The sequence below is a fragment of the Microbispora sp. H10830 genome, assembly GCF_014161375.1.
Lineage (GTDB): Bacteria > Actinomycetota > Actinomycetes > Streptosporangiales > Streptosporangiaceae > Microbispora > Microbispora catharanthi.
This window is the reverse complement of the sequence record NZ_JABBWX010000004.1, coordinates 215,567-237,664: the sequence shown is the minus strand read 5'-3', so window position 1 is coordinate 237,664 and position 22,098 is coordinate 215,567. Positions and strand designations below refer to the sequence as shown.

Here is a 22,098-nt window from a genome sequence, read left to right as displayed (position 1 = left end):
TCGGGTGGGCGTGTCCCGCGGCCGATCGCGGTGAGCTGCACGTATCAGTAGCCGTCAGTAGCCGTAGCCGCCGGACGGGTGGGAGTGTGACGGCGCCGGTCTGGCCGAAGTCGTGGCCGTGGACGACGGCGTGGACGACGGCGTGGGCCTCGGAGTGGGCGAGGCGGCGCCCGCGGCCGTGGCCGGGCGGATCAGGCCGAGCAGGCCGTGCCGCGCGCCTGAGACGCCGGCCGAGAACCACACCGCGTCGGTGCCGCCGTTGCCCGCCGTGCCGGGTTCGAGGTCCCACAGCCCCTCGACGGCGATCGCCCTGCCGTCCGCCCCGCGCAGCGGGCCGAGGTAGCGACCCGTCCTCGGGTTGTACGCGTTGATCCATCCGTCGCCGAAGTTGCCCACCAGCAGCGCACCGGCGTACGCGCCGAACCCGGCGGGGGCGAGCGTCATCGCCCACGGCGCGTTCAGCGGGCCGCGGGAGGCGAGGCGCCGCACGAAGCGGCCGCTCGGGGTGAACCGGCTGACGAACCCGTTGCCCCGGCCCGCCACCGGCCTGCCGGTCTCGGGGTCCCGCTTGGCGTAGGCGACGAGAACCGAGGCTCCGGCGATCTCGACGTTGAAGGGGGAGTAGTGCGCGGGCAGGAACGGGTCGCGGAACGCGCTGCGCGCCGGCCGCACCCGCCGGAAGTCGTCGTCGAAGACGTGGACGGCGCCGTGGGAGAAGGACGGCGCGAGCAGGAACGTGCCCCGGTCGGTGTTCATCAGCGCCAGGCCCTTGTAGTCGGCGCCGCGGGTGAACGCGGCGATGACCGCGTTGTGTGGATCGGCCTTGGCGCTCCAGGCGGTGATGGCGCCGCTCGGGCTGGAGAAGATGAACGAGGCGGGCGCGGCGCCGGCCTTTCCCTTGACCGTGAAGGCGTCGCCCGTGTACGCCACCTGGCCGGTCGGGGTGCCGCCGGGGATCGTCACCGTGGTGGGGGCCTTCCTGGCCGTCCCCGCACCTCCGGTGTAGACGGTCGCCGTGCCGGTCCCCGCGTTGGACACCCAGAGGGCGGCGCCCATCGCGAGGCCCCAGGGGTTGACCAGTTTCGGGTCGGTGAGGGCCGCCCTGCCCGCCACGTCGGAGACCAGGTCGACCTCGGCGAACCGGGCGGGCGTGTGCGCCGTGCTCGCGGACCGGTTCGCGGCCGGGTGCGCCTGGGGGCCGGAGCCCTGCCCGGAGCGGGAGGCGTAGGGGGACGAAGCGGGATGGGCCGGTGCCGCTCCGACCAGCGCCAGCGCGAGCGGCGCGGCGCAGAGCGTGACGATACGTGCCCGCATGGGGCCTCCTGAGAGTGGTCAGAACTGTGTCGGCATGCCCTTACGCCCGGAGATACGCCGCCGCCCCGTTCCGGGTTCACCCGACTTTTCCGCAGGTAAGGGGCGCGGGCAGGAGCAGGTCTGCCCTATCCTGACAAAACCCGCAAAGCAAGCGGGTTTTGTATAGACATGGTCGTCCGATGGCGAGGACACTTGGCCTCCCGCCGGGCCGCTGGTAATTCACTACAGCCAAGAGGGGCCGGTGCTGAGCCGGCCCCGCCCACCGTCGTCGCTCACTACGGAGAAGAGACGTGTTCGCACCGAAGCCGGAACGGTCAGTCGTCGCGGTTCCTCCACCCGGAGACGGGCCCGGATTCTGGGCGGGCGCGCCCAGCGCCGTGAGCAGGGACGGATGGATCTACCTGGCCTACCGGCTGCGCCGGCCGCTCGGTGATGGGCGCGGGTACGCCGTGGAGATCGCCCGATCCGCCGACGGCGAGCGGTTCGAGAAGATCCTCACGATCACCAAGGAGGAGATGAAGACCGAGTCGCTGGAGCGCCCGACGCTCGTGGTGACGCCGGAGGGCAGGTGGCGCCTGTACCTGAGCTGCGCCACGTACGGCACCAAGCACTGGCGGGTCGAGATGATCGAGGCCGCCGGACCGGCGGAGTTCGACCCCGCCGACGCGCGGGTGGTGCTGCCCGGCGACCTCAAGACCGGCGTCAAGGACCCCGTGATCCTCCATCACGGCGGAGTGTGGCACCTGTGGGCGTCCTGCCACCCCCTGGAGGACCCCGACGAGGCCGACCAGATGGTGACCGACTACGCCACCAGCACCGACGGCGTCGAGTGGACCTGGCAGGGCACCGCGCTCGACCGGCGGCCGGGCGAGTGGGACTCGCGTGGCGTGCGGGTGAGCGCGGTCACGTTCAGCGGCGAGACCGTCATCGCGTACTACGACGGCCGCGCGTCGGCGGAGGAGAACTACGAGGAGCGCACGGGCGTGGCCATCGGCCCCGACCCGTCCACGCTCACCGCCACCGGAACCGCTCCCGTCGCCCAGTCGGAGCACGCCGGGGGAGGACTGCGCTACCTGTCGATCGTGCCCGTGGCGGGGGGCCGCCGCCTGTACTACGAGCTGACCCGCGCCGACGGGGGACACGAGCTGCGCACCGAGCTGCGCTGACCGCCCGGGAGCGATTCCGGCGCCAGGATTGGACATCGCCCTGAACATCCGCGGTGGCAGAGCGGGAGCGGGGTGGCACGGGCGGCGGCGGGCGGGGCCCGAGTGGGGGGTCACGCCCCGATGGGATCGCCTCCCGGAGGGCCGTCCATGCCCGGCGGCCGGGCGGCCGGGTCGGAGGCGCTTCTGGCGCGGCCGTTGCGGGCCTGCCGCTGGCCGGACGGCCGGGCTCCGACCAGGCCTCCCGACCGCTCCCGAGGGCGCAGCCAGTCGCCGAAGCCCTCGCCGAAGGAGTCGCCGCCGAGCAGGTCGCGCAGCAGCGCGATGTCGGCGGCGAAGTAGGCGAGCAGCTCCTGGCGCTGTGCCCAGGTGAGCGGCCGCCGGGGCTGCCCGTCGCGCTGCAGCACCCGTTCCAGCGGACCGGTGAGCCGCCGGCCCAGCACCGGATCGCCGAGCCGGGCGAGCCGGGCCAGGAGCCGGTGCCCGCGGCTGTGCCGTGGATGGGCCGTGACGTTCTCCCTGGGCACCTCACCGACCAGCCCCTGCTCCACCCCGAGGAACGCGCAGATGCGATCGAGCGTGGCGGCGGGGCGGTCCACGAGGTCCCGGTAGCGGAAGACCAGCACCTGCTCGCGGGGGAACAAGGCGAACAGGTGCGCGAGCTGCTCGCCGTACCGGCCGAGGCCGACGTAGTGCCAGAACGGCGACCAGCCCTCGGCGATCCGCCGCTTCTCGGCCGCGCACGCCTCGATGACGTCGCCGATCGGCTCCAGGCCGGCCGACCACAGGTGGGTCCAGTTGGAGTGCGCGCGCTCCACGGGGTCGCGCAGCGAGACGATGAGCTTGGCGTCCGGGATCGCCTCCCGGATCCGCCGCTGGGCCGCGCGGTCGTACAGGTAGAAGGGGGTGGACTCGCCGCGCAGCGCCCCGGGCGCCGCGTCCGCGAACAGCGCCTCGTAGTCGGCGCGCCGCCACACGTGCTCGCGGTAGGTCTCCGCGTCCCCCGGCCCGCCCTTCGCCGGAGGCGGGCCGTCGGTGAGGAAGAACTTCGGCTCCTTGACGGGAGACATGAACAGCCGCGGATGGCGGGCCAGCGCAGCGTGCAGGGCAGTGGTGCCGGCCTTCGGCGCCCCGATGACCAGGAAGTCGGGCAGGGCCATTGGGAGTCCTCCTACTTTCCCGATTTATTAAGTTGGTTTTGCCCCTTCCTTGCCTTCAGAATCACCCGACGTCGGTGTAGTACCACCGAAACAGACACCGATGCCGTATCGCGGCCCATATCTGGGTGCCACGGCTCCCCGCCCGGCGTCCGGAGGGCCCGCCCCCGGCCGGGAAGCCCGGGAGGATCGGGTCAGCCGGAGGTCGCGCCGGCCGAGCCGCGCGCCGCGACCACCGGCCCCACCCATGCCGCCGGCCGGCGACGGGCGAGCGCGGCGGCCCGCCGGTCGCCGTCGGACCAGAACTCGAACCACACCTCGTTGCGGCCGGCCTCGCGGACCAGCCCCCACCGGTCGGCCAGCAGGTCCAGCAGCGGCAGGCCGCGACCGCCCTGGCTCGACCCGTTGGGGAGCGGATGACCGGCGCACGGCGGCCCGGCCGAGCCGTCGTCCTCCACGCAGACCCGCACGCGGTCGGGCAGGCACGAGACGGTGACGGTGAAGGTGCCGCCGTCCCCGGAACGGGAGTGGACGACCGCGTTCGTCGCGATCTCGCTGGTCAGCAGTACGCAGTCGTCATGCCGGGGATGGCCGCGCCCGAGCGCGGCCGACACGAGCCTGCGCGCCCGCCCCACCTGGTCCCGCCCACCCGCGAGCCGGGCCACGCGGTTTCCCGCGCCGTCCCCCGAGATCTCCATGAGCTCCTCCCAACGCGTGACGGTGTGGCCGCCGCAGGAGAGGACGTCCGCCCCCGCGCCCGCGATGTCACGGGAAAGTAGGAGTGTCCTTGCCCCGCTATGCCGGGAAAGTGACCTCGCCACCCTCGTCCTCCGGGCGGCGACCAGAAGCCGGCCGCGCTGGAACCGCGGGAAGGCCCGGCACAGGGGCAGACGACCCGGTCGGGAACGGTGCCGCCCCACAGCGTGCGCACGGCGATGACGGCCTTCCGGGGTCATGGTGGTCCGTGGGTGGCGTGAAATCCCGGCTCAACAGGACGGCGGGACCGGTCCGTCCGGTCCCGCCGCCCCCTTCTCGTCGGTGAAGCCGGGCAGGCTCCTCGTCAGGAGTCGTGCGCGGCCGCTCCCGATGCGGAGCCGTTCACGACGAGCACGCGCTCGCGCTCGGGCACCTCGATGGCCGGAAACGTGCCGGTGTCGACGATCCCGTGCTCCCGATACGCCGCCTCGATCAGCGCGTAGGCCTGGGGTTCGAGCTTCCACAGCGCCCGCCACTCCTTCGCCGCGAGGAGCGGGATGCCCACCTCCTGGGCGATGTCGGCGGCGCGGGGGACGTACTTGCGCGCGATCTGCTGGTCCCAGTACTGCCGGGCGGCCCGGAGCTGGGCCGCGCGCTGGGCGGTGTCGACGACGGGCGGCGCCGGCTCGGCCGGGACGTCCTCCTCCTCGTCGTCGATCAGCTCGGCGATGGTCGCGGCGGGCAGCGCCGGGGGAGCGGGCTGCACGGGCTCGGGCGCCCAGGGGACCGGCGGAGCGAGGTCGATCAGCGCGGAGGTGTTGTAGAGCGCGCCGATCTGGGACAGCAGGGCCTCCTGCCGCTTCTCGTCCACGGCCAGGCCGGTGTATTCCACCGCCTGGTCCATCGCCTTGTCGAGCCTCGCCATCGCGGCGCGCAGCTTGCGGTCGGACGCCCCGGCCTCGCGCAGCGCGCGGAACCGCTTGGCGGCCAGCGCCACCCTGGTCAGCCTGCGGTGGGCGTCCACCTCGCTCGCCGTACGGTCGCTCGCCTCGGCCAGGCCGACCCGGACCAGCACGCGCTCGGGGGTGAGCCGCCAGTTGATGCGCCCCCGGCCGGTGATGCGGACCCGCTCGATGGCCATGCCGCGCTCCCACAGCCAGGCGGCCACGAGCGGCGCGGCGAGACGGAAGACGGCCTCGGCGACGCTGCGGGCGTCCATGCTCGACAGGACGGCCGACAGGGACGTCAGCACCCACACGGCCAGGCCGTCGATGCCGGCCGAGTAGTTCTCCCGCATGTTGCGGCGCGCGCGTACGGCGCTGGTGATGACGGCGACCTCGATGAAGGCGAACAGCAGGAGCCGCAGCGGCCCGTCGAACCCGAGGACGTCGCCGGAGAAGCGCCACATGCCCTGGGCGGAGACGCCGGTGGCGATGCTGGCGGCGACGATGGTCAGAATGTCCTCGGTGGGCCGGCCGGCCGCCCAGCGGCGGAACAGGCGGATCAGGGCGCGCAGGGCGAAGAAGGCCAGGACCAGCAAGACCAGGGCGATGACGCTGATGATGATCGTTTCGATCGTATGGGCCGACGCGAAGGCGGTTATTTGGTCAATGGGGGGCATCAGTCACGGTCTCTCGACGTCCGATGGTTTTCCTCGAGATCATCCCAGAACCGCGTCATCCTTTGGTGCGAAACACGTCTCTCCGTGAACACTCCGTCGCCGGGGGTTCGGAGCCGTTCTCAGTTGTCCAGGGTTCTCAGATGTCGAGGTTGAGGCGGGCGATGGGCTCCACGAGCTCCTCCTCCTCGTAGCGCAGGTGCGACAGCAGCACGTCCGACAGCAGGTCCACCTGGTCGCGCACGCCGTCGAGCCGGTCCGGGTCCTCGATCATCGCGACGAGGGCGGCGTCCAGCTCCGTCAGCACGCCGGCGATGACCTCGTGCTCCTGCTCCAGGCGGGCCACGACCGGCGCAAGCGACTCCTGCGCCGCCGCCAGCATCGGGAACATGTGCTCGTCCTCGATCGTGTGGTGGGTGGTCAGCAGGCGGCAGTACGACGCGCAGAACGTGCCGAGCGTCCAGTAGTTCTGCCGCAGGGTGAGCTCGTTGATCATCGAGCGGAGCGCGGCGGCGTCGGAGCGTCCCGCGATGACCTGCTCCAGGGCGTCCCTGATCTGGGTCAGCTCCCGGCGCAGGTGGTCGTGGATGAGCACGAGCCGCCGGCCGTTCGCCTGCTGCCGAGGCGGGAGCGCGGCGATGTCCCGCTTGGGCAGCCGCGGCCGGGTGGCCTCGTCGAGCACGGCCCTCGCCGGTGCCGCCTTCGCGAGCTCGATCGGGGCGTCGGCGTCCTCCCGCGGCCCCCGGGCGCGCTCCCGCGACACCGCCTCGCGTACGGCGGGGGCGACCTCCTCGGCGAAGACCTTGAGGTCCCTGTCGTCGTCCACGGCCAGCACGAACACGCTCATGCCGTGGCGGAGCGCGAGTCCCGTGAGCTGCTCGGCCCACAGGGCCGGCGGCCCGTCCAGGAACCCCTTCCCGGCGACGCCGGAGAACCGGCCCTCGATGTTGTAGACGCGGCGGATCCCGGCGGGGTCGCGCCCGGCCCGCTCGGCGGCGGCGTCCAGGATCGCGCTCATCGCGCCCAGCTCGCCGGGCGCGGCATACCCGGAGGAGGGCACCCACCCGTCGCCGAGCCGCCCGGTCAGCTCCAGCATGCGCCGCCTGTACGCGCCGAGCCACAGCCCGATCGGATGCGGGGGGAACGGCCCCGGCCGCGCGCCCTCCAGCCGGTAGTGCCTGCCGTCGAGCCGTACGCCCTCCTCGCCCGGGGTCCACAGCGCGCGGAGGACCGCGATGGCCTCCTCCAGCGCGTCCACGGCCTCGCCGGGGCTGTGGCGCGGGCCGCCCATGGCCGCGATGCCGTCCCAGAACGCCCCGGAGCCGAGCCCCAGCTCGACCCGGCCCCCGCTCAGGATGTCGAGGGACGCGGCGGCCCTGGCGAGCACCGCCGGCGGCCGCAGCGGCAGGTTCACCACGTCGGGGAACAGCCGCACCCGCTCGGTGCGCCCCGCGAGCGTGGACAGCAGCGTCCAGGTGTCGAGGAACGCTGGCAGGTAGGGGTGGTCCTGGATGCCGATGATGTCGAGCCCGATCTCGTCGGCCAGCACGGCCTGCCGGACGATCCGGTGGTGCCCCGCCGCGTCGGGCGTGAGAAACGCCCCGAACCACAGCTCATGTCCGAAGTCCGCCATTAAATCGCTACCTTTCCGCGTCCCGGACCGGGAGCCTACCTTCGTGACAAGATCTGGCGACATGACCCTGGTGGCCCCCGGCGGCACCGTCCTGTCGGTCGTCATCGGCTCGCGCGCCTACGGGCTGGAGACCGAGCAGTCGGACGTCGACAGGCGGGGCGTGTTCGTGACGCCCACTCCGTTGTTCTGGCGGCTCGACAAGCCGCCGGACCACCTGGAGGGGCCGCTGCCCGAGCAGCTCTCGTGGGAGGTCGAGCGGTTCTGCGTGCTCGCGCTCGAGGGCAATCCGGCCGTGCTGGAGTGCCTGTGGTCGCCGCTGGTGGAGCTGGTCACCCCGGTGGGCGAGCGGCTGCTGGCGCTGCGCCGCGCGTTCCTGTCGGGGAAGGCGGAGCGGGCGTTCGCGGGATCGGCCGCCCGGCAGTTCCGCCGTCTCGGGCCGGAGGACCCGCCCCGGCCGGGCGGCGACGTCAGGCGCTGGAAGATGGCCATGCACATGATCCGGCTGCTGCTGTGCGCCGCCCACCTGGCCGGGCATGGGGAGCCGCTGATCGAGGTGGGCGCCCACCGCGACCGGCTGCTCGCCGTACGGCGGGGGGAGACGCCCTGGCCCGAGGTGCTGGAGTGGCGTGGGCGGCTGCTCGCCGAGCTGGACGAGCGGCACGGGAGCGCGCTGCCGGGACGACCGGACCGGGCGGCCGTCGAGGAGTTCCTGATCGACGTGCGGAGGTCGGCTCTATGAGCATGATCGAAGGAGGGGCGCCGTGACCGCCGTCCTGCCGTCCTGGCTGCCCGAGGTGGCCGCGCGGGAGCGGCACCCGCTCGCGTTCGCCACGGTGAGCGGCGCGCATCTGTACGGGTTCCCCTCGGTGGACTCGGACGTGGACCTGCGGGGCGTGCACGTGCTGCCGGCCGAGGAGGTCGTCGGGCTGCGCACGGGTGAGGAGACCGTGACCCGCTCGTGGATTCGCGAGGGCGTGGAGGTCGACCTCGTGACCCACGACCTCGCCAAGTTCTGCAGGCTCCTGCTCGGCCGCAACGGCTACGTGCTGGAGCAGCTCCTGTCGCCGCTGGTCGTGACCACCTCCCCGCTGCACGAGGAGATGCGCGCCCTCGCGCGGGGCTGCCTGACCCGGCACCACGCCCACCACTACCTCGGCTTCGCCCGCACCCAGCGGCGGCTGTCCGACCGCACGGGGGAGCTGAAACCGCTGCTCTACGCGTTCCGGGTGCTGCTGACGGGCATCCACCTCATGCGTACGGGCGAGCTCGTCGCCGATCTCACCCTGCTCCTCGACGGCGGGCCGCCGTACCTGCCCGGCCTGGTGGAGGCCAAGCGGGCGGCCGAGCACGGCGGGCTGCCGGACGGCGCGCCCGGTGGGGAACGGCTCGCGGCCGACCTCGACGCGCTCACCGCCCGCCTGGAGGACGCCCGGGACGCCTCCGCGCTGCCGGACGCCCCGTCGGCCCACGACGCCCTGCACGACCTCGTCGTACGGACCCGCCTCGCCGGACGCCCATAGAGGGAGCGAACGGCGAAAAAGGACGGGGACACGCGAACAACGCGGGGTGCCGCACCGAGCGCGGGGACCATCGCGGATAATGGGCCAAGCCGCCATCATCCCAGGAGAACGCTTTGACCACTAAGTTCGGCAAAGACAACCTCGACCTGGCCGCGAGCGCGGAGGCACTGGCCGACAGCGCGCCAACCGGATCGCTGCGTCACGCCGCCGCCAAGTCTGTCGCGATCACCTTCGCCACGACCCGTGACGCCGCTCAGGCCCGCAGCACCCTAGACGGCATCACACCCGCAGACGTTCGGCAGGCGGCGCTGGAGCTCTTCGACGAGCTCTCCGCCCGCGCCGACTGACCCCCAGGCCCACCAGAGGTCGCCCGACCAGGCCATGGCGGGCGGCCGTACGGCCGCGCCCGGGGACCGCCGCCTCGTCCCGGTAATGCGGCCACAACAACAAAAAGATGTTTTATTCGGCGGTCGGGCGTAAACTATTAGAAGCGAAATCGAGCACTTCATGGCGTGACGACCCGACGCGTGCGAACAGGTGGCAGTGGACCTCGCGGCATCCCCCCCGGGCGCGGAATGGCCAGCAACTCTCGACGTTGCCGGACTTCATGATGAGGGCTGGCGTCCCACGCCGTTCCAGACCTTCGTGCTGAAGATCCACAGCAGGTGCGACCTCGCGTGCCGCTACTGCTACATGTACGAACTCAAGGACTCGCGCTGGGTGGACCAGCCCCGCTCCATGTCCACGGCGGTGGCGAGGTGGACGGCCGGCCGGATCGGCGAGCACGTCCGCGCACACCATCTGTCCTCCGTCGAGGTCGTGTTCCACGGCGGGGAACCGCTGCTGGCCGGGCCCGAACGAATAAGAGCGCTGGTCGAAATCCTGCGAACCGGCGTCGACTGCCCCGTACGCATTACCATTCAGACGAACGGGCTGCGCCTCTCCGATGAGTACCTCGCCTTATTCGACGAATTGAATGTCCGAATCGGCGTGAGCCTGGACGGAGACGCCACGGCCACCGGCCGCCACCGGATTTTCCGCAACGGGGAGTCGAGCCATGGCCGGGTCGTCGAGTCGTTGCGGCGGCTCACGGCCGATCACAGCCGTCTGTTCGCCGGCCTGCTCTGCACGATCGATCTCAGGAACGACCCGCTCTCCACATACGAGGCGTTGCTGGAGTTCGAGCCGCCGAGCATCGACTTCCTGCTGCCCCACGGCACCTGGTCCGACCCTCCGCCGGGACGGCCCCCCGACGCGTCCACGCCCTACGCCGACTGGCTGATCGAGATCTTCGACCACTGGTACCGGCGCCCGCGGACCTCGGTCCGGTTGTTCGCCGAAATCATGCACCTGCTCCTGGGGGGCGCGTCCACCATCGAAAGCATCGGGCTGTCGCCCGTCGGGGTCCTCGTCATCGAGACGGACGGCTCGATCGAACAGTCCGACTTCCTCAAGGCCGCGTACGAGGGCGCCACGATCACCGGTCTGCACGTGCGCACCGACCCCCTCGACCGGGCGCTCACCCTCCCCGGGTTCGCCGCCCGCCAGATCGGACGGTCGGCCCTGTCACCCGAGTGCCTCGCCTGCCCCGTCGTTGACGTGTGCGGCGCGGGCCTGTACGCGCACCGCTACCGCGCGGGCGCCGGCTTCAAGAACCCGTCCGTCTACTGCGCCGACCTCCGTGCCCTGATCGAGCACATCCGGCGGACGATGGAACGCGACCTGGAGACGTGGAGATGAGCCTTCCCTGCCACGAATTGCCCGAGGACGCCCTGATGCACCTCGCCACCGGGGGTTCCACGCCGGAGATCCTGCGCGAGCTCGTCGCGGCGCAGCGTAGCAAGCAGATGCTCCTCCTGTGGGGCGTGGCGCGCCTCACCCGCGGCGCTGACCATCCGGACGCCGTGATCACGGCGCAGGCCTACGACCTGCTGACGCACTTCCTGCGCGGCCACCCCGCCGTCGCCGCCGAAGTGATCTCCAACCCGGCCGTCTCCGCCTGGGCGCTGGCCACCGTACGGGACCTGCGCGATGGCGCGTCGGGCACCCGTCCCGGGCAACTGGCCGCAGTGGCCGCCGCGATAGCCGTACGGACCGGGTGGCCGTGCAAGGTGCGGGTCCCGGCCGTGGCGGGCCGGGTGCTCCTTCCGACGGTGGGCAGCACGGTGCCGGCCGGGTCCCCGCCGTCGCCGTCCGGGGCGTCGGCACCCGACTCGGTGGGCCTGGTGACGGTCGAGCACGGCCGGGCCGTCGTCGAAGTGGGAGGGGACCGGATCCGCGTCCCCGCCGACGCCTCCCTTGACGCGCCCGGCTGGCTTGGGATGCGGACGCTCGGGCTGGGGGACACCGAGACGGGGATCACCCTGCTCCTCGACGATCTGCATCCGATGCGGATGCCCGGCGAGGATCTGGAGGAACGACTGCCCGGCGACGCCGTGAGCGACTGGCGCCCCTCACTGGAGGACGCGTGGACGCTGCTGGCCGAGCACCATCCGGCGCGGGCCGAAGAGGTCCGGGCACTGGTGAACACGATCACCCCGTTGACGCCCGTGCCCGTCGGGCTGCGCAGCGCCAGCTCCCGGGAGGCGTTCGGCTGTATCGCGCTGTCGTTGACCCAGGACCGGCTCATGACCGCGCTGACGCTCGTTCACGAGGTGCAGCACGTCAAGCTGTGCGCGGTCCTCGACATCATCCGGCTCATCGGTCCCGATCGGGGCACCCGCTACTACGCGCCCTGGCGGGAGGACCCGCGGCCGGTTGAGGGACTTCTCCAGGGCAGTTACGCGTTTCTCGGAATCACCCGGTTCTGGCGCCGCCAGCGGTTCCTGCAAAGCGGGGAGGTGGCCGAGCTGGCCCACTTCGAGTTCGCCCGCTGGCGGGAGGCCGCGGAGCTGGTCGCGACGACGCTGCTGGACAGCGGGGACCTGAACCAGGAGGGCAGGATCTTCGTTTCGGTGATGCTCAAGACCCTGGAGTCGTGGTCGGCCGACCACGTTCCCGCGCCAGTGGCCGCCGCCGTACGCCGGACGTCCGAGGAGCACCGGCGGAGTTGGCTGGCGCGTAATCCCGGCTTCGCCTGACGGGCGAGGCCGGGAGGCCCTTCAGAACTGCGGGGGATCGAAGTCGAAGTCCAGCCGCCCGCCCGCCCGAGTCAGGACGGCGTCGGGGTGCCGGGCTCCCAGCGTCCTGTCGTAGTGGGCCAGGGTGGCGGCGCGCAGGGCGTCCGCCTCCTCGGTCTTGCCGATCGTCTCCAGGCTGTTGGCCAGGTTCGCGGCTGACCCCAGCGTCATCGGGTGCTCGGCCCCCAGGAGTTCCTGCAACTGGGCGTACGTCTGGCGGTCGAGGTCGAGCGCCGCCTCGTGCTCGCCGAGCTCGTGCAGGTCGTTGGCCAGGTCGATGGCGACCGTCAGCGAGTAGTGGTGCTTGCGGCCCAGGACCTTGTCGAGCCCGCCGAGGACCTCCTCGTCGAGCGTTCTGGCCCCCGCCGGGTCGCCCGTGACCCGCCGCAGGAGGGCGAGATTGCCGAGGGCGCCCAGCGTGAACGGGTGGTCGTTCCCGTAAATGCGCGGCAGCCTCTCCGCGATGTCCTCCGCGAGCTCCAGTGCTTCGTCGACCTGGCCGTTCGTACGGAGCGCGTTGGCCAGGGAGATGGCCGCCGATATCGACTGCGGGTGACCGGCCGTCACGATCGATTCGTAACGGTGGTAGGTGTCGTGCGCCAGCTCCAGCGCGTCCTCGATCCGGCCCAGCCGGCGCATGGCGATCGCGAGGTCGACCGCGACGGCCAGCGTGCGCAGATGGTTGGCCCCCACCTCGCTCCTGCCGTAGTCCAGGGCGTCGACGCCGAGATCGTGCGCCGCCTGGTACTCCCCGCTCAGCCGCACGGCCTGGCACAGCCCGCCCCAGGAGATGAGCAGGGACAGCTTGGTGACGGCGCCCGGTCGGTTGTACACCTCGTTCACGGTGGTCTGGAGCTCGACAGCCCTGGTGTAGTCGCTTATCAAGGCGTAGCTGAGGGCCAGGTTGTTCATCGTGCGGAGGGTCCGGAGATCGGTGTCGCCGTACTTTTTCGCGTGCCGTCGGCGTGAGTCCTCGTCGTGGGCGACGGCCTCCCGGAACATGCCCTTGGCGCGCAGGTCGGCTCCGAACGCGTTGATCAGTTGCAACACCACGTCGTCGTCCCCGTCCAGAACACGCCGTGCTCGGGCCAGCGTCTCCTCGACGAGGGTGAACGCCTCGTCGTAGCGCCCGTCCTGCCGGAGGCTGTTGCCCAGGTGGTACTCGGCGACCAGCACGTGGTAGTCGTCCATGCCGGAAATGCGGCTCCAATTGTCCCGGAAGCTGGACGCGAAGGTCCGGGCCGACTCCGTGTCACCGATCAGATAGAGGTAGCGGACGACGTTGAGCGCGAGATCGCGTAGGCGGCCGTCCGTGGTCTTGGCGGTGCCGACGGGGTCGAGATGAGGCACTAACCGGCTGAAAGCGCCCCAGTTGGTCTCGTCCTCGGGCGGAAGCCGCCTCGCCGCGGCGAGCAGCGTCTGCGCCTCGCGTTCGTACTCCTCCTGCCGGTCGGGTCCGATGTCCGCCCTGAGCAGCCGCTGCACCAGCCGGTGGATCTGGATGGCGCGGTCGTCGATCCGGCCGAGCGCAAAGTTGTTGATCGACCGGAGGGCCCGGGTGCGGAGGATCGGGTTCCCGAGGATGGGACTGAGCAGCGGGCCCGCCCCGGAGCTTCCCCACCGGAAGAGGTCGATGGGAATCGGCTCGGGGCCGAAGAAGGCGGCGCACCTGAGTAGTTGCAGGGCCTCGGGAAGCTGGTCCTCGAGGGCGTTGATCGACAGCCGCCACGCCGCGGTCATCGACCGCGGGTACTCCATAGGCTGGTTCTCGTCCATCACCTCGATCGGCTGCCTGCGCAGCAGATCCAGGTACTCCTCGGTGGACATGCCCGTCTCCACCTGCAGCGCTCCGGCCTGCTCCAGGGCCAACGGGAGATCACCGAGCTCGTGGGCGAGCCGCCTCGCGTCCTCCGGCCGCATCCTCCCGGCGCGCTTGCCGAGGAACTCGACGCTCTCCTCACGGGCGAAGACGTCGATCACGAGGGTGTTGGCGACTCCCTCCCACCGGGGGTTGCGCGAGGTGATCAGGACGTGCCCCTGCTCGGGCCGTCCGGCCGGGATCATCTCCATGATGTCCTGGGCCTTGTTGACGTTGTCGAAGATCAGCAGCCAGCGCTTGTACGGCTCCCCCCTGCGCAGGGCGTCCAGGACGGACCGGCACGCTTCGTCGATGCCGACGACCTTGGCGGCAGGCAGGCCCAGCTTCTCCGCCAGCGCCCCCAGCGAACCGGGGATGAGCAGGGGGATGTCGGAGGCGATCCACCAGACGACGTCGTAGTCACCCTTGAAACGATGGGCGTACTCGATGACGAGCTGCGTCTTTCCGACGCCTCCCATGCCGCGCAGGGTATGCGGAAGGATCGCCGTCGGCCCCTCGAACATCTGCGTGCGCAATTCGCTCAGCGCCGTCTCGCGTCCCGTGAAGTTCGCATTACGGAGAGGAATGCGGCTTCCCCAGATACGGGGCTCCGGTCCAGGGTTTTGCAGCGCCGGCACCAGCGTCCTCCTACCTGCGAAGAAGGCTATCGTCACCCATTATGCAACGCTTGGTACGCGAGTTCTCTGGTCTGGATTTTCGGCCCTTGAGGATGCTTTGAAAGGGCTGGCCGTATAGGCGTATTCCATTGGAGTGCCCGTCTCGACACCCGCGGGAAAGATGCCTATAGTTTTTGAACAGGGTCCAGGATATCTGGGGCCCGACAGTTGGATCAATTCGTCGGGAGTGGGCGTCCATGCTCGAACAGACCGCTCTCCAGCACCCCGCATTGATCGGCCTGCCGAAGCTCGACCCCAAAACGCTGGAAAACTGCGACGGGTCCGCCCTGTTCCAGGCGTTGCACCGGCTCCTCACCGACACGAAGTCGGCGTCGCCCGTCGCCGGATTCAACGCCGTCGCGGGTTCGGTGCGGCGTGACGGGGCCGAGCCGGTCGATGATCGCTGATGGCGTCTCCGGGGAGCAGCGGCACCCCTATCCCGGGGCCGACCCTTTTCGTACGGACGATGCCGCGGGCTTCTTCGGGCGAACGGAGGAGTCGAGCCTTCTGACCCAACTCTGGTCCGGACGTCCGCTGACCATTCTGAGCGGGGACACCGGATCGGGTAAGACCTCGCTCCTGCACGCCGGTGTGCTTCCGCGGCTGCCGCACGGTCGCGTCGGACGGGTCGGCCGCTTCGTCGGCGGCCCGGTCGCGAGCCTTCCGTCCGGACACAATCCGTGGACGCTGTCATTGCTCAGCACACTGGCGCCACTGGAACCCGCGGGCGCGCTGGCGGGCATGAGTCTGACCGACTACGTGACCCGTCTACTCCGCCGGCAGCCCGGCCCGCTGCTCCTCGCCGTCGACCAGTTTGAGGAGTTCTTCCTGGGCGGCCCCTATCGGGCGCAGTTCCGGGAGCCTTTCGTCGAGGAGCTCGTCGACGCGCTCGACAATCACCCTGAGCTACGGCTGCTCCTGGTCGTCCGGGAGAGCCGGCGCGACGATCTCGGGCACCACGGTGCGCTGGTCGGCCGCGCCGAATGGCTGACGATCGGACCCCTGGGCGCGGAGGCCGCGCTCGATGCGATCCGCCGTCCGGCCGAGGGGACCGCGAGGAGGTTCACCCCGGAGGCCGCCGCCCAGCTCCTCGACGTACTGGGCGGTGACGCGGTCGAGCCGGTCGTCCTGCAGATCGTCTGTCAGTGGCTCTGGGCGAGGCTTCCTCCGACGGTCCAGCTCATCCTCCCCGAGCACGTCTTCAGGCTCGCCGACTCAGGGAACGCCCTCGCGCACTTCCTGAGCGACGTGCTCGCCAGGGTGGGCGGCACCTTCGGGCGCGATCCCGCGTCGCTGCACGCGTGGGCGGTCGCGGCCTTCTCGGACGGGCATGCCGTCAAACAAGGGGAGGCGGAGACCGCGGGGATGAGCAACCCGATCGTCTGCGCCCTAGAGGACGGGCATCTCCTGCGGTCGGTTCTCGGCGACGGGATACGGCTCCTGCACGACGACTTCCGGCCCGCCCTCACCCGCCTTCACCCGCTCGCTCCTCCCGGCACCACCGCCGGCCTGGAATCCGCCGTGACCGCTCTCACCGCGGGAGATCTGGACAGCGCGGAAGAACAGGCCTTCCATACCCTGGAGAACGCCGCGACGACATCCTGGGCGCGGATCCACACCCTGCTCGGCGACATCCAGATCGAACGCGCTCGTGCCGTCCGGGCGATCCTTCCCGAGACGGACAGCCCTTCGGAGCGTGCGCACCAGGAAGAGGTGGCCCGGCAGCATCTCGACAAGGCGCTGTCCTGGTATCGGCTGGCGCTGCAGTGCCACGCCGATCTGGGTGAGCCGGGAGCGGCGGGCCGGATGCTGAGCGCGATCGGGCAGGTGATGGCCCAGATGGGCGAGCTCTCCTCGGCCGTGCGCAAATTCGAGGAGGCCAAGAGCCTCCTGCCGCGGGACCTCGCCCTGCGCACCGAGCTGGCGCGGGCGCTCTGGCTGACCGATCATCGCAGCCGGGCCATGACCGAGCTGGACAGCGTGCTGCGGGACGAGGGCGACCAGTTGACGGCCCTGCGGGCGCGCGGGGAGTTCAACGCCGAGCAGGGCAGGGCCGAGGACGCCATGCGCGACCTGCGGCGGGTGAGCAGCCGCACCTGGCCCGCGACCCGCGCCGCCCGCGCGCTCGCCTTGGCCACCCTCGAACAGCTCGGTCCCGCGGAGGCCGAGCGTGAGGTCGACGCCGTCGTGGCCGAGGGGCCGACGAACGGGCCCGCCCTCCTCTACGCCGCCCGCGTCGAGACTCTCAGCGGTGACTTCGACAAGGCGGCCGAGCTGGCCCGGCAGGCGATCGCCGCCACCGGGCCGCCCCTATCGCCGCGGCAGAAGGAGTCGGCGAGGCGCCTGCTCGACCACGGGCACGACCGCTGAGTCGCGGCCTGCCAGTGCGAGGAACTCGTCCAGCCGCTCATCGAACGGCCCGAAGGTGATGAGGCTGCGCAGTTCCCCCTCGGGACCGACCGCGGCGGCCACCTCGGCGGCCAGCTCGACGGCGATCTTCGACAGAGCGCGTGCCGCTCGGATGGTGTCCGGGTCCTCGTGCCGGGCGGTGATCCCCGACGCGACGGAGACCTCGGTGGCGAGTTCCTCCAGCCGCGCGAGCCGCGCGTCCATGTCCGGCCAGCGTGATCTTCCGATGAACTCCAGGTGGGCACGCAGCTTCATGGCCGCCTCGATCAGCCGCTCGTGGCGCCCCCTGCGCTCGCGATCCGCGGCGTCCTGCTGTTCTCGCTCCCTGGCCGCCGCTTCGCGTCGCGTCGTGGCCGACTGAGTCGCGATCACCGCTAAGACGGCACTCGTGCCGGTGATGAGCGACGTGATAAGGCCGATCCAGACAACCACGGGCCAATGCTCCTATCCGAGCCCTCCCGGCACAACGGTGCCTGCCCGGGTTTGTGCAGACTCCGGTCGCTCCACTGCAAGTTGTGCCAGCCCCGGACGATGTTCAGCACCAGGAGAGCGGTCGCCGTCCCGGCGGTGGCCATGGCGATCGTCGTCGGGCCGAGGGCCTCGATCGCACCGCCGCCGAAGATGTGCGCCAGCGGAAAGACGGCGCCATGGGTCAGGAACTGGTTGAAGCCGCTCACCAGGCCCTGCCATTCCGGCCGTACGACCGTCGCCTGATAGGTCCCGCGCAACACGCTCATCTGCGATCCGGTGAATCCCACCGCCGCCCAGGCGAGAAGCCATCCCAGCGGATGATGCACAGCCGCGAAGAGGCACAAGGCGAACCACCAGCTGATGACACATGCGCTCACGACCCTGCCGGGCTGTTTCAACCAGCCGAGAATCCTGGGCGCGAACGAGGCGCCCAGCAGACCGCCGACCCCCGAGGCCGCGAGCAGGACGCCCACCAGGGCCGGCGAGACCTGGTCCTGCCTGGCCATCACGATCATGTCGAGGGTGACGACCTGGAACAGGAAGTTGGTGAGCGCGCAGATCGCCACCGTACGGCGGAGCAACGGGTCGTCACGGAGGATTCCGAAGCCGACCAGTGCCCGACGCCGGAACCCCGTGGTGCGGTCGCGCGGCGGGAGCGGGACGAGGGGATCCCGCCGGCCGAGCCGGTAGAAGAGCCCCGTCGAAACCAGCAGCGCCCCCGCCGCGGCGAAGAAGGGGAAACCCGCGCCCAGCGCGCTGAGCGCGCCGCCGAGGGGGCGCCCGGAGAGGGTCGCCACGAAATTGCGGCCCTCGTTGCGTGCCGAGGCCTCGTCGAGATCGTCCCTCCGGACGACCTGCGACACTATCGACATCTCCGCGATTTCGAAGAAAGCGGCGAAGGAACCTTCGAGGACGACCCCCACGATCAGCCACTGGATCGTGCAATTCCCGGACAACAGCGCGAATCCGACCGATACGGCCACCACAAATCGCCCGAGTTGGGCAAAGGCCAGCACCTTGCGCCGGTCCACCCGGTCGGCGATGAAGCCGGCGGGAATGTGCATGACGAGGCGTGGCAGCGTTCCGGCGAACCCGGCGAGACCCGCGTCGAACGCGGACCCGGTGAGCATGAGCGCCACAAGGGGAACCGCGACGGTGGTGTTGACCGTTCCGACCAGGGATATGACGGATCCCGACCACAGTAGCCCGAAGTTGCGCCCCAACTTGGGGCGTCCAGGCCGCCGGGCCACACCGTGCATCGCTGGATCCCACCGCTTCGCTCATAGTAGGTGGGCTGCCTGCCTCACGGATCGCCACCCAGTTAGGGAAGTGTAGCGATAGTGGTCATCCCCAAAGACGTGTTCGTGCCTCGCGGGGTTGCTATTTAATCAACCTCAATGTCCTACTTGGGTCGAATAGGGATGTTTTTGCGACAGCGTCCCGCAAATGGTGCAATCGATTTACATGGGCCGGATCGGGCATGTAGCGGTGGATCGTGGTTCAGAACCGGTGCGGCCGCAGGGACGGCGCGCTCCCGCGGGCGCGGAGGTCGGAGTCCGGCGGGGGCGGGCGCGCGGATGCCGGTCGAACGACCAGAAGGCCGGATTCCTGGGGAATCCGGCCTTCGTCGTACTGTCTGGTGGGCGATACTGGGATTGAACCAGTGACCTCTTCCGTGTCAGGGAAGCGCTCTCCCGCTGAGCTAATCGCCCTTGGACGAACCAAGAGGTGGAGACGGGATTTGAACCCGTGTACGCGGCTTTGCAGGCCGCTGCCTCGCCTCTCGGCCACTCCACCGTGTCAAGCTGCACAGTGTCAAGCTCCGAGCGGAAGACGGGATTCGAACCCGCGACCCTCACCTTGGCAAGGTGATGCTCTACCACTGAGCCACTTCCGCGTCCCCGGCTCTGTCGGGCCGGGCTCACGGGAAGACTTTATCCAATCTCCCGCCGACTCCCCAAATCAGCGGTGTTCTCCCTGCTCACGTCGCGAGTTCCGGCCGATGCTTCCAGCTCCGTCGAACCGTCCCCGCGTTAGCGTCGAAGCATGTCCGTGACACATGACCGCACACACGCCGCTGTCCCCGGCGCCGCCGGGGGCGCTCCTGAGCCCGGGACGGCCGGGATCGCGGGGAGCGCCGGGACCGGAGGGGACGCCGAGATCGCGGGGGACGCCGACATCGCCCCCGTCGCCGCCCTGATCGCGGACGGCGCCCGCGCCGCCATGCTCACCGCGCTGCTCGACGGCAGGGCGCTGGCGGCGGGGGAGCTGGCCAGGATCGCGGGCGTGAGCGCCCCCACCGCGAGCTCCCACCTGGCCCGGCTCCTCGACGGGGGCCTGGTGACCGTGGTCAAACAGGGACGGCATCGCTATTACCGCCTCGCCGGCCCCGACGTCGCCCGCACCCTGGAGGTGCTGGCCCGGATCAGCGGGCGCGTCGCCGTACGGTCCCTGCGGCAGTCGCGGCAGGCGCGGCTGCTGCGGGAGGCCCGCAGCTGCTACGACCACCTGGCCGGCCGGGTGGGGGTCGAACTGTACGACGCGCTGGTGCGCGAGGGGGGGTTGATCGAGGCCGACGGCGGCTGCCTGCTGACCGAGAGCGGCGCGGAGGCGCTGACGGAGCTCGGCGTGGACGTGGAGCGGGTGCGCCGCGCCCGCCGCAGGTTCGCCCCCGACTGCCTCGACTGGCTGGAGCGCCGCCCGCACCTGGGCGGAGCGCTCGGCGCCGCGGTCCTGGACCGGCTCCTGGCGCGGGAGTGGCTGGTGCGCGGCACCGTGCCGCGCGCCCTGCGGCTGACCGGCGCGGGGCGGGAGGGGCTGGAAAGGATCTTTGGATGTAAGGACCTAAGCTGATATACGCTGGTTACTCGCCACGCGCGCACGGCGCGAGCAGCACGACGTGAAAGAGTGGGACGATGCACGACAACGAGGTCGTGGCCGTCGGCCCCGGACCGCTCGCATTCGACGACGTGGTCCGGGTCGCGAGGTACGGCGCACAGGTCCGCCTGACGGACGACGCGATCGCCGAGATGGCCGCCTCGCGGGGGCGGGTCGAGGAGCTCGCGGAGGCCGACACCCCGGCCTACGGCGTCTCCACCGGGTTCGGCGCCCTCGCCACCCGGCACATCGACCCCTCGCTGCGCGCCCAGCTCCAGCGCAGCCTCATCCGCTCGCACGCGGCCGGCTCCGGGCCAGAGGTGGAGACCGAGGTCGTGCGGGCCATGATGCTGCTGCGCCTGCGCACGCTCGCCACCGGGCACACCGGTGTGCGCCCGGCCACGGCCCGGGTGCTGGAGTCCCTGCTGAACGCCCGGCTCACCCCGGTCGTCCACGAGTACGGCAGCCTCGGCTGCTCGGGAGACCTCGCCCCGCTCTCCCACGTCGCCCTCACGATCATGGGTGAGGGCGTCGTGAGGGACGCCGAGGGGCGTCTGCGGCCCGCCGCGGAGGCGCTCAAGGAACACGGCGTCGAGCCCGTCGAACTGGCCGCCAAGGAGGGGCTCGCGCTGATCAACGGCACCGACGGCATGCTCGGCATGCTGGTGCTCGCGCTGCACGACCTGTCCCGGCTCCTCACCACCGCCGACATCAGCGCCGCGATGAGCGTGGAGGCGCTGCTCGGCACCGACTACGTGTTCGCGGCCGACCTGCAGGCGCTGCGGCCCCATCCCGGCCAGGCCCTGGCGGCGGCCAACATGCGGACGCTGCTCGCCGGCTCGGGCGTGATGGCCTCCCACCGCGACGGCTCCTGCACCCGCGTCCAGGACGCCTACTCCCTGCGCTGCGCCCCCCAGGTCGCCGGCGCCGCCAGGGACACCCTCGCCCACGCGTCCGCCGTCGCCGCCCGCGAGATCGTCAGCGCCATCGACAACCCCGTCGTGCTCGCCGACGGGCGGGTGGAGTCCAACGGCAACTTCCACGGCGCCCCGGTGGCGTACGTCCTGGACTTCCTGGCCATCGCGGCGGCCGACCTCGCGTCGATCGCGGAACGGCGCACCGACCGCATGCTGGACGTGGCGCGCAGCCACGGCCTCCCGGCGTTCCTCGCCGACGACCCGGGCGTCGACTCCGGCCACATGATCGCGCAGTACACGCAGGCGGCGATCGTGTCCGAGCTCAAGCGGCTGGCGGTGCCGGCGAGCGTGGACTCGATCCCGAGCTCCGCCATGCAGGAGGACCACGTCTCGATGGGCTGGTCGGCGGGCCGCAAGCTGCGCCGCGCCGTCGACGGGCTCACCCGCGTGCTCGCGATCGAGCTGCTGACCGCCGCCAGGGCGCTCGACCTGCGCAGGCCGCACGCGCCCGCGCCGGGGACGGGCGCGGTGGTCGAGGCGCTGCGCGAGCCGGTGGCGGGGCCGGGGCCGGATCGCTTCCTCGCACCGGAGATCGAGGCGGTCGTCCGGCTCGTCGAGACCGGCGCCGTGGTCGCCGCCGCCGAGTCCGCCGTCGGCCCCCTGGGCTGA

Annotated in this window: 18 protein-coding genes and 3 tRNA genes; 10 read left to right on the top strand and 11 right to left on the bottom strand. The window is 71.3% G+C overall.

Annotated elements, in window-relative coordinates:
* Positions 1-54: 54 nt before the first annotated feature.
* A complete protein-coding gene (locus HHX35_RS13475; RefSeq protein ID WP_182899171.1) occupies positions 55-1,314 on the bottom strand; it encodes a TIGR03118 family protein in 1,260 nt (419 codons plus the stop codon).
* A gap of 290 nt (positions 1,315-1,604) precedes the next feature.
* Between HHX35_RS13475 and HHX35_RS13470 the strand changes: the two genes are divergently transcribed.
* On the top strand, positions 1,605-2,480 hold the full coding sequence (locus tag HHX35_RS13470) for a hypothetical protein (RefSeq protein ID WP_182899170.1): 876 nt from the start codon (positions 1,605-1,607) through the stop codon (positions 2,478-2,480).
* A gap of 110 nt (positions 2,481-2,590) precedes the next feature.
* Here HHX35_RS13470 and HHX35_RS13465 read toward each other — a convergent pair whose 3' ends face one another.
* The 4 genes from HHX35_RS13465 to HHX35_RS13450 form a co-directional block, all read right to left on the bottom strand.
* Positions 2,591-3,637: a sulfotransferase gene (locus HHX35_RS13465; protein WP_182899169.1), complete on the bottom strand. Its 1,047-nt coding sequence runs from the start codon at positions 3,635-3,637 to the stop codon at positions 2,591-2,593.
* 191 nt (positions 3,638-3,828) lie between these two features.
* Positions 3,829-4,332: an ATP-binding protein gene (locus HHX35_RS13460; RefSeq protein ID WP_182899168.1), complete on the bottom strand. Its 504-nt coding sequence runs from the start codon at positions 4,330-4,332 to the stop codon at positions 3,829-3,831.
* Positions 4,333-4,694: 362 nt separating this feature from the next.
* Complete coding sequence (locus HHX35_RS13455; protein ID WP_182899167.1) at positions 4,695-5,951, bottom strand: hypothetical protein; 1,257 nt, start codon at positions 5,949-5,951, stop codon at positions 4,695-4,697.
* Between the two features lie 136 nt (positions 5,952-6,087).
* Entirely contained in the window at positions 6,088-7,581 is a 1,494-nt protein-coding gene (locus tag HHX35_RS13450) for an LLM class flavin-dependent oxidoreductase (protein WP_182899166.1), read from the bottom strand.
* Between the two features lie 43 nt (positions 7,582-7,624).
* On the opposite strand from HHX35_RS13450, the gene HHX35_RS13445 reads away from it, so the two are divergent.
* The 5 genes from HHX35_RS13445 (at position 7,625) to HHX35_RS13425 (ending at position 12,181) form a co-directional block, all read left to right on the top strand.
* Positions 7,625-8,320, top strand: a complete 696-nt coding sequence (locus HHX35_RS13445) for a DNA polymerase beta superfamily protein (RefSeq protein WP_310739069.1) — start codon at positions 7,625-7,627, stop codon at positions 8,318-8,320.
* A 22-nt stretch (positions 8,321-8,342) separates the two neighbouring features.
* Positions 8,343-9,101: a DNA polymerase beta superfamily protein gene (locus HHX35_RS13440; RefSeq protein ID WP_182899165.1), complete on the top strand. Its 759-nt coding sequence runs from the start codon at positions 8,343-8,345 to the stop codon at positions 9,099-9,101.
* A gap of 113 nt (positions 9,102-9,214) precedes the next feature.
* Positions 9,215-9,448, top strand: a complete 234-nt coding sequence (locus tag HHX35_RS13435; protein ID WP_182899164.1) for a hypothetical protein — start codon at positions 9,215-9,217, stop codon at positions 9,446-9,448.
* Between the two features lie 298 nt (positions 9,449-9,746).
* Positions 9,747-10,841, top strand: a complete 1,095-nt coding sequence (locus tag HHX35_RS13430; protein WP_310739068.1) for an FxsB family cyclophane-forming radical SAM/SPASM peptide maturase — start codon at positions 9,747-9,749, stop codon at positions 10,839-10,841.
* Positions 10,838-12,181, top strand: a complete 1,344-nt coding sequence (locus HHX35_RS13425; protein ID WP_182899162.1) for an HEXXH motif domain-containing protein — start codon at positions 10,838-10,840, stop codon at positions 12,179-12,181. The genes HHX35_RS13430 and HHX35_RS13425 overlap by 4 nt, the downstream gene beginning before the upstream one ends.
* A 21-nt stretch (positions 12,182-12,202) precedes the next feature.
* Here HHX35_RS13425 and fxsT read toward each other — a convergent pair whose 3' ends face one another.
* On the bottom strand, positions 12,203-14,716 hold the full coding sequence (gene fxsT / locus HHX35_RS13420) for an FxSxx-COOH system tetratricopeptide repeat protein (RefSeq protein ID WP_310739067.1): 2,514 nt from the start codon (positions 14,714-14,716) through the stop codon (positions 12,203-12,205).
* A gap of 236 nt (positions 14,717-14,952) precedes the next feature.
* On the opposite strand from fxsT, the gene HHX35_RS13415 reads away from it, so the two are divergent.
* Together HHX35_RS13415 and HHX35_RS13410 are read left to right on the top strand one after the other, a co-directional pair.
* Positions 14,953-15,162 carry a hypothetical protein gene (locus HHX35_RS13415; protein WP_182899161.1) on the top strand — a complete coding sequence of 70 codons (210 nt, stop codon included), beginning with the start codon at positions 14,953-14,955 and terminating at the stop codon, positions 15,160-15,162.
* Complete coding sequence (locus tag HHX35_RS13410; protein WP_396780099.1) at positions 15,152-17,125, top strand: hypothetical protein; 1,974 nt, start codon at positions 15,152-15,154, stop codon at positions 17,123-17,125. The genes HHX35_RS13415 and HHX35_RS13410 overlap by 11 nt, the downstream gene beginning before the upstream one ends.
* On the opposite strand, the gene HHX35_RS13405 is transcribed toward HHX35_RS13410, so the two are convergent.
* The 5 genes from HHX35_RS13405 to HHX35_RS13385 form a co-directional block, all read right to left on the bottom strand.
* Positions 17,066-17,536 carry a hypothetical protein gene (locus HHX35_RS13405; RefSeq protein ID WP_182899159.1) on the bottom strand — a complete coding sequence of 157 codons (471 nt, stop codon included), beginning with the start codon at positions 17,534-17,536 and terminating at the stop codon, positions 17,066-17,068. The genes HHX35_RS13410 and HHX35_RS13405 overlap by 60 nt on opposite strands.
* Before the next feature lie 2 nt (positions 17,537-17,538).
* On the bottom strand, positions 17,539-18,894 hold the full coding sequence (locus HHX35_RS13400) for an MFS transporter (RefSeq protein WP_182899158.1): 1,356 nt from the start codon (positions 18,892-18,894) through the stop codon (positions 17,539-17,541).
* Between the two features lie 378 nt (positions 18,895-19,272).
* A tRNA-Val gene (locus HHX35_RS13395) sits at positions 19,273-19,347 on the bottom strand.
* Between the two features lie 14 nt (positions 19,348-19,361).
* Positions 19,362-19,432 (bottom strand) — tRNA-Cys (locus HHX35_RS13390).
* A gap of 28 nt (positions 19,433-19,460) precedes the next feature.
* Positions 19,461-19,532 (bottom strand) — tRNA-Gly (locus HHX35_RS13385).
* A 149-nt stretch (positions 19,533-19,681) separates the two neighbouring features.
* On the opposite strand from HHX35_RS13385, the gene HHX35_RS13380 reads away from it, so the two are divergent.
* The gene (locus tag HHX35_RS13380; protein WP_182899157.1) at positions 19,682-20,488 is read left to right on the top strand and encodes a helix-turn-helix transcriptional regulator; all 807 of its coding nucleotides are present in this window, start codon (positions 19,682-19,684) and stop codon (positions 20,486-20,488) included.
* Between the two features lie 62 nt (positions 20,489-20,550).
* A complete protein-coding gene (gene hutH / locus HHX35_RS13375; protein ID WP_182899156.1) occupies positions 20,551-22,098 on the top strand; it encodes a histidine ammonia-lyase in 1,548 nt (515 codons plus the stop codon).

Coding starts and splice junctions, on each gene's coding strand:
- hutH (WP_182899156.1), top strand. CDS start 20,551: ATGCACGACAACGAGGTCGTGGCCGTCGGCCCCGGACCGCTCGCATTC.
- HHX35_RS13460 (WP_182899168.1), bottom strand. CDS start 4,332: ATGGAGATCTCGGGGGACGGCGCGGGAAACCGCGTGGCCCGGCTCGCG.
- HHX35_RS13410 (WP_396780099.1), top strand. CDS start 15,152: ATGATCGCTGATGGCGTCTCCGGGGAGCAGCGGCACCCCTATCCCGGG.
- HHX35_RS13475 (WP_182899171.1), bottom strand. CDS start 1,314: ATGCGGGCACGTATCGTCACGCTCTGCGCCGCGCCGCTCGCGCTGGCG.
- HHX35_RS13425 (WP_182899162.1), top strand. CDS start 10,838: ATGAGCCTTCCCTGCCACGAATTGCCCGAGGACGCCCTGATGCACCTC.
- HHX35_RS13455 (WP_182899167.1), bottom strand. CDS start 5,951: ATGCCCCCCATTGACCAAATAACCGCCTTCGCGTCGGCCCATACGATC.
- HHX35_RS13450 (WP_182899166.1), bottom strand. CDS start 7,581: ATGGCGGACTTCGGACATGAGCTGTGGTTCGGGGCGTTTCTCACGCCC.
- HHX35_RS13380 (WP_182899157.1), top strand. CDS start 19,682: ATGTCCGTGACACATGACCGCACACACGCCGCTGTCCCCGGCGCCGCC.
- HHX35_RS13415 (WP_182899161.1), top strand. CDS start 14,953: ATGCTCGAACAGACCGCTCTCCAGCACCCCGCATTGATCGGCCTGCCG.
- HHX35_RS13400 (WP_182899158.1), bottom strand. CDS start 18,894: ATGCACGGTGTGGCCCGGCGGCCTGGACGCCCCAAGTTGGGGCGCAAC.
- HHX35_RS13465 (WP_182899169.1), bottom strand. CDS start 3,637: ATGGCCCTGCCCGACTTCCTGGTCATCGGGGCGCCGAAGGCCGGCACC.